Source organism: Micromonospora sp. LZ34 (assembly GCF_052981855.1).
Genome location: NZ_JBRIQN010000113.1, coordinates 1 through 5,582 on the forward strand (window position 1 = coordinate 1; position 5,582 = coordinate 5,582).

Genomic DNA, 5,582 nt, shown 5'->3' on the forward strand with positions numbered 1-5,582 from the left:
CGGGGTCGCGGGGTCGCGGGGTCGCGGGGTCGCGGGGTCGCGGGGTCGCGGGGTCGCGGGGTCGCGGGGTCGCGGGGTCGCGGGGTCGCGGGGTCGCGGGGTCGCGGGGTCGCGGGGCGATCTTGGTAAGAAATGGCCCCAATAGGGGCCCGTTCTTTCCAAGATCCGTTCGGCGTGGGCACCGGACCCCGTACCGTCGGCGTGGGCGGCGGTCAGCGGCGGAGGCCGAGGGCGAGCAGGACCTCGCGGGTGGTGGCGCGGATCGGGTCGAGGAGGGTGTGGCGGAGCCAGCGGGCGGCCGGGGTGACGGTGGCCCGCCAGGCGGCGGCGACCGCGTGCCCGAGCGGCGCGACGGCGTGCCGCCACACTCAGCCCGCCCCGAGCACGAACGGCCGCAGCGTGACGATGTACCCCCACCGGAGCAGCCGGCCGGCCGCCCACCACGCCCAGCGGAGCGCACCGATCAGCACCCGGGCGACGGCTCCCATTCCGCGCCGCAGCCACCGGCCGGCGGCGGCCAGCCCGGCCACCAGCAGCTGGCCGAGCGGTGCCAGCAGGCGGGCCAGCCACGCCGCCGGCAGCCACACCAGGTGGTACGCCAACCAGGCCAGCGGCAGCCAGATCACCGTGCGCGCCAGCCAGGCAAGCCCGCGCCCCAACCACACCAGCGGCACCCAGACCAGGATCCGGGCCAGCCAGGCCAGCCCCCGTACCAGCCAGACCAGCGGAATCCAGACCAGGTTCCGGAACAGCCAGACCAGCGGCGGCCAGACCAGCGTCCGGGCGACCCAGGCGAGCCCGCGCCCCAGCCAGACCAGCGGCAGCCAGAACACGCGGTGCAGCAGCCAGCCGAGCGGGCGCAGCAGCCACCGGTCGACGAAGCGGGCGGTCGGCGCGAGCAGCCACCGGTGCAGCGCGGTGCCGACGGCGACGAGCAGTTCCCAGACCAGCCGGACCGGCACCACCACGACCAGGGCGATCCAGCGGGCGACGGTGGCGACCAGCGGCGCGGGGGCGTCGGATCGGACCGGCGGCCGGGGCGGTGCGGGGTCGATCACCCGGTCACCGTAGCCAGCCGGAGCAAGCGCCGCCGCCCCGGTTGGCGGCACTGTGGTCGGTCCGCACCGCACCGACGCGGCCTGGACCGACCACAGTGGCCTCCGACTACAGCGGCCGCCAGGCCGCCATGTCGTTCGGGGCGTCGACCAGCCGTACGGTCGCCGCGAGGGCGAGCGCCGCGTCGCGGTTGCCCAGCGCGAGGCGGCCCGCGTTGGTGTCATGACCCACCTCGGCGACGCAGGTCGGGCATGCGCCCGGCAACTGCCCGACCCGGTACTGTCCTAGCGATTCGTTCACCCAGGCCGGCCGGCCGGCGACCGTGGTGTCCGCCTTCCCTGATCGCGAGGTCGGGTCCCGGGAGACGCCGATGATCAGGTCCCGGTAGAAGCGCGACGCCTTCCGCCGGGACAGCGCCAGGTAACTGACCTGCGCCTCCGTCCACCGTCCGTGATCCACCGTGACGACGGTGCTGTTGAGCCGGGCGGCGGCCGGCGGGGCGGCGTCGAGGAACGGCATGGTGACCCGGTACGGCTGCCAGACCATGGCCGCGGCGAACCGGCGGGCCGTCTCCTCCGGTCGTTCGTCCCCTTGCACGCTGACGACCGCCCAGGCATTCGGGGCGTACTGCCAGGACAGGCGGGTTACCTCCCACTCCCGGCTGATGTGCAGGTAGGCCGGCGCACCCTGCACCGGGGCGACCAAATCCCCCGGCAGCGGTGTGCGGGCAGGGCGGTGAGGTTCGTCATCGGTGTCGGAATCGCGCATCGACTCAAAGATGTCGACTCCGCGGGCGGCGATCGAGACGTGGACTTCGCGATCCACCCCGAGCCAGTTCCCTTCCCGGCTGGGCCGCAGCCTCGTCAGCGTCACCCCCTGACCGTGTTCGCCCGTCGAGTAGCGCCGGAGTGGCAGGTCGTCCGGTATCCCGTCGAGCCGGAAGAGCCACTGCCCCGGGTCGAAGCGCTCCGGCACCTCGGCCGGCGGACCGGTCACCGGCCTTGGGCTGTCCGCCGGGGCCGGGCGCGGCGTCGGGCGGGCACCGTCGAGCAGGGCCGTGGCACCGAGCATGGCGAGCGCGGTGACGGCCGCGGCGGCCCCGGCGACCAGGCGTCGCCGCCGGACAGCCCGCTTCCCCTCGGTCAGCAGCGGTTCGGTCAGCACCGTCCCGGCGGGCCAGTCGTCGGCGGCCCGGAGCAGCAGGTCGCGGACCTCGCGTTCATCGTTCCCGGTCATCGGCGCACCTCCTTCGGGTTCCCCTCGGACATCTGCCGACGCAGTGCGGCCAAGCCCCGCGCCGTCTGACTCTTGACGTTTCCGGTCGAGCAGCCGAGCACCGCGGCCGTCTGTTCCACGGTCAGGTCGGCGTAGAACCGGAGCACCAGCACCACCCGCTGGCCGGGGGGCACCGCCGCCAGCGCGGCACGCACCGCCACGCCGTCCACGACCGGGTCCCCGTCATCCGGTGCGCCGGCTCGCGGTGGCGGTTCCGGTGTGCGGTCGAACAGGTAGACCCCCCGCCACCGTGACCGCCGCTCCTGCCGGAAGGCGTTCACCAGCATCCGGTGCACGTAGGCGCCCAGGTCGTCGGCGTCGCGCACCCGGTGCCACTTGACATAGAGCTGGACGAGCGTCTGCTGCACCACGTCATCGGCGCGGTCACCGTCCCCGGTCAGCAGGTACGCGGTGCGCCGCAACTTCGGGGTGGCCCCGGTGACGAACTCGACGTACTCCTGCTGCTGTGTCGCCTGCATCGGCCACCCCCCGTTCCGGTCCGCGCGACCCCACCCGTATCGATGAGCGCCGGAGCGGAAAGGGTTGCACGGCCGGTGCCGCGAATCCGGCGACGGTCAGGCCGGGGTAAGGCCCACCTCGGCGACGACCGGGTAGTGGTCGGAGGCGTACTCCGTCTCGCCGCCCCGCAGCACCCGGCAGTCCCGCACCCGGCCGGCCAGGGCGGGCGTGCCGAGCAGGTAGTCCAGCCGCATCCCGGAGAACTCGGCCCCGCCGTGCCGGGTGGGCACGGTCAACCCCTCGTCCGGCGGCCCGGCGTACAGGTCGACCAGGCCGGCCTCCAGCAGCCGGGCCACCGCCCGGGTGTCCACCGTCCGCCCGTCCCGGCGCAGGTGCCGGCGACGGTACGCCGGGGAGAGCCGGGCGATCCGGTCGGCGTGGTCGGCGACCGGATCGAGGGTGTTCAGGTCGCCGGCCAGCAACGCCAGCTCCCCCGGCGCCCGACGCAGGGCGGTCGCCGCCCAGCCGGCCTCGACCAGCCGCAGGGTTCCCGAGTACGGATGCAGGTGGGTGCTCAGCACGGTGAACGGGCCCGCGCCGGTGGCCAGCACCACCCGCTCGGCGGCGTGGTGGAACGGCCGGCGCAGCGGGGCGGCGCCCACGACGCGCCACGGCGGGCGGACCAGCACCGCGACCGGCTGCCCGAAGCAGGAGCGGGCCAGGTGGCCGCGCATCCCGAGCCGGGCGGCGAACCCGGCCAGCGTCCCGGCGTCGAAACCGCGCAGCTCCTGCAGGGCGAGCACGTCCGGCCGCTGCGCGGTGACCACCCGGGCCAGCCGGTCCCGCCGGTCGGGGCCACCCCGGTCCCGCCCGCCGGTACGGATGTTCCAGGTCATCACCCGCAGCATGAGCGCGGTCAGTCCACCCGGGCGGCCTTGGCCAGCTCGTCGTCGAGGCTGCGGACGTCCTCGGACTCGATGCTCGGCCGGTTGCCCTCGCGCAGGTCCTCGTTGGGGCGGACGACCCAGTACAGCAGCCCGATCCAGAGTGTGGTGAGCAGGATCGCGCCCATGAAGTCGGTCGGGTGGTGCATGCCGCGGTACATCCGCGACACCGCCACGCCCACCGGCATGACCACCGCCAGCGCCACGAACACCCACCGCCACCAGCGGTCGGTACGTGCAAAGACGATCAGCGTGATCGCGATCCAGACGCAGAGCGTGGCCGCGATGTGGCCGGACGGGAAGGACGACGTGGGCATCGGCCCGTCCAGGTTCCCCACCGGCGGGCGCGGGCGGTCCACCGCGGCGGCCGAGGCGAGGAAGAGACTCAGCTCGCCGAACATGGTCAGCGCCACGAAGAGCACCGGCCGCCAGCGCCGCCACACGGCCAGCACCAGCGGGCAGAAGACCAGCGAGATGAGCAGGATGGCGTGGGTGTCGCCGGCCTTGCTCCACCACCAGCTGACATCGTCCCAGGCCGGGGTGCGGTGCTCGGCGAACCACCTCGGCACGTCGGTGTCGAGGGTGGCGAAGAAGGTCCCGCCGGCGTGGTAGCTGACGTACAGGCCGAAGACGTAGAGCGCGCCGAGCACCAGCACCCAGCCGACGATCAGCTCGAACACGGCGGCCCGGGGGTGCGGCAGCAGGTGCGCCTCGTCGGGGGCGGGCGCCACGTCGTGCGCGGCCTCGGGCTCCAGCCCCTCGGTCAGCGGCGGCACCGGCCGACCGCGCTCCAGCCGCCACAGCCGGAAGGCGTACGCGGTGACGCCGAGCCAGGCGGCGCCGAGCAGCCAAGCGCCGAGCACGTCGGAGACGAAGTGCACGCCCAGCGCGATCCGGGTCAGGCCGATGAGGATCACCACGGCGGCGACCAGGGCGATCGCGGGTTTGCGCCAGCGGCGCGACATGGCCGGCAGGAAGACCAGCAGCAGCGCCCCGTACGCGACCATCGAGCCGAGCGCGTGCCCGCTGGGGAAGCTGTCCCCGGCGTAGCTGCCGATCGGCACCTCCACCTCCGGGCGCAGCCGGTCGACCAGCGTCTTCAGCGCCGGGTCGAGGATCAGCGCGCCGAGGCCGGTCACGATCAGGAAGACCGCGAGCCGGCCCTGTCGGCGGATCAGCAGGCCGATCACGGCTACCGACACCAGCCAGATGATCACCGCCCGGCCGCCGAGGTCGGTGAGCGCGTTGAGCACGGTCACCAGCGGCCCGTGCGGGGCGACCAGGTCGTTGAGCCAGGCGGCCACGCCGTGGTCGACGTCGTAGAGCGGCGTCCACCGCACCCGGACCAGGGCGAGCAGGATCCCGAAGCCGATCCCGGCCCCGAGCACCAGCGCCAGGCCGGCGAGGGTGCGTTCGGTGAAGTGACCCAGGGGTCGTCGCAACGCCTCTTTGACCGTGGTCACGGCAGCCTCCCTCTCGCCTCCGGCGTGCCGCTTGTACCCGATCGGGGGTTCGCGTACACCGGGGGCGGGCCCGGGAAGGAGCTACAGCGACGCGGGCGAGTACTCCGTTCTTGAGGGCGGGGCGAGGGTCCGCGCGGCAGGGCGGGCAGGCGCAGCGTGCCCTAGCCCGGCCGATTCTGTTGCTCGATGTACTGGTGCAGGACGGTCAACGGTGCGCCGCCGGAGAAGCCGGCGAAGTACGACGCGGACCAGAGCCTATTGGGCCGGTAGTAGCGGCCTATGAGATCGGGAAACTCTTGTCGCATGCGGGCTCTTCGAAGTTAAGCGGGGTTGAGGTGTCCGCGGTGACGTCGGGTGGTCGCGGTGCGGGTGCGTAGCCGCTGGC

Annotated in this window: 7 protein-coding genes; all 7 read right to left on the reverse strand. The window is 74.0% G+C overall.

The window, feature by feature from the left end; all coding sequences use genetic code 11:
* Window positions 1–212: 212 nt before the first annotated feature.
* The 7 genes from ACVCAH_RS37365 to ACVCAH_RS37395 all read right to left on the reverse strand — a co-directional run bounded on the left by ACVCAH_RS37365 (window position 213) and on the right by ACVCAH_RS37395 (window position 5,502).
* A complete protein-coding gene (locus ACVCAH_RS37365; protein WP_447140929.1) occupies window positions 213–368 on the reverse strand; it encodes a hypothetical protein in 156 nt (51 codons plus the stop codon).
* A complete protein-coding gene (locus ACVCAH_RS37370) occupies window positions 369–1,058 on the reverse strand; it encodes a hypothetical protein (RefSeq protein WP_447140930.1) in 690 nt (229 codons plus the stop codon).
* Window positions 1,059–1,164: 106 nt separating this feature from the next.
* Window positions 1,165–2,292 (reverse strand): hypothetical protein, encoded by a 1,128-nt coding sequence (locus tag ACVCAH_RS37375; protein WP_447140931.1) that lies wholly within the window; start codon window positions 2,290–2,292, stop codon window positions 1,165–1,167.
* Window positions 2,289–2,810 carry a SigE family RNA polymerase sigma factor gene (locus ACVCAH_RS37380; protein WP_447140932.1) on the reverse strand — a complete coding sequence of 174 codons (522 nt, stop codon included), beginning with the start codon at window positions 2,808–2,810 and terminating at the stop codon, window positions 2,289–2,291. Before ACVCAH_RS37380 ends, ACVCAH_RS37375 begins: the two co-directional genes overlap by 4 nt.
* Before the next feature lie 96 nt (window positions 2,811–2,906).
* Window positions 2,907–3,698, reverse strand: coding sequence for an endonuclease/exonuclease/phosphatase family protein (locus tag ACVCAH_RS37385; protein WP_447140933.1), 792 nt, complete (start codon window positions 3,696–3,698; stop codon window positions 2,907–2,909).
* An 8-nt stretch (window positions 3,699–3,706) separates the two neighbouring features.
* Window positions 3,707–5,197: a phosphatase PAP2 family protein gene (locus tag ACVCAH_RS37390; RefSeq protein WP_447140934.1), complete on the reverse strand. Its 1,491-nt coding sequence runs from the start codon at window positions 5,195–5,197 to the stop codon at window positions 3,707–3,709.
* Window positions 5,198–5,358: 161 nt separating this feature from the next.
* Window positions 5,359–5,502 carry a transposase gene (locus ACVCAH_RS37395; protein ID WP_447140935.1) on the reverse strand — a complete coding sequence of 48 codons (144 nt, stop codon included), beginning with the start codon at window positions 5,500–5,502 and terminating at the stop codon, window positions 5,359–5,361.
* Window positions 5,503–5,582 lie beyond the last annotated feature (80 nt).

Excerpts from the sequence above, each read along its gene's own strand:
- ACVCAH_RS37375 (WP_447140931.1), bottom strand. The coding sequence starts at position 2,292 with ATGACCGGGAACGATGAACGCGAGGTCCGCGACCTGCTGCTCCGGGCC.
- ACVCAH_RS37380 (WP_447140932.1), bottom strand. The coding sequence starts at position 2,810 with ATGCAGGCGACACAGCAGCAGGAGTACGTCGAGTTCGTCACCGGGGCC.
- ACVCAH_RS37385 (WP_447140933.1), bottom strand. The coding sequence starts at position 3,698 with ATGCTGCGGGTGATGACCTGGAACATCCGTACCGGCGGGCGGGACCGG.
- ACVCAH_RS37395 (WP_447140935.1), bottom strand. The coding sequence starts at position 5,502 with ATGCGACAAGAGTTTCCCGATCTCATAGGCCGCTACTACCGGCCCAAT.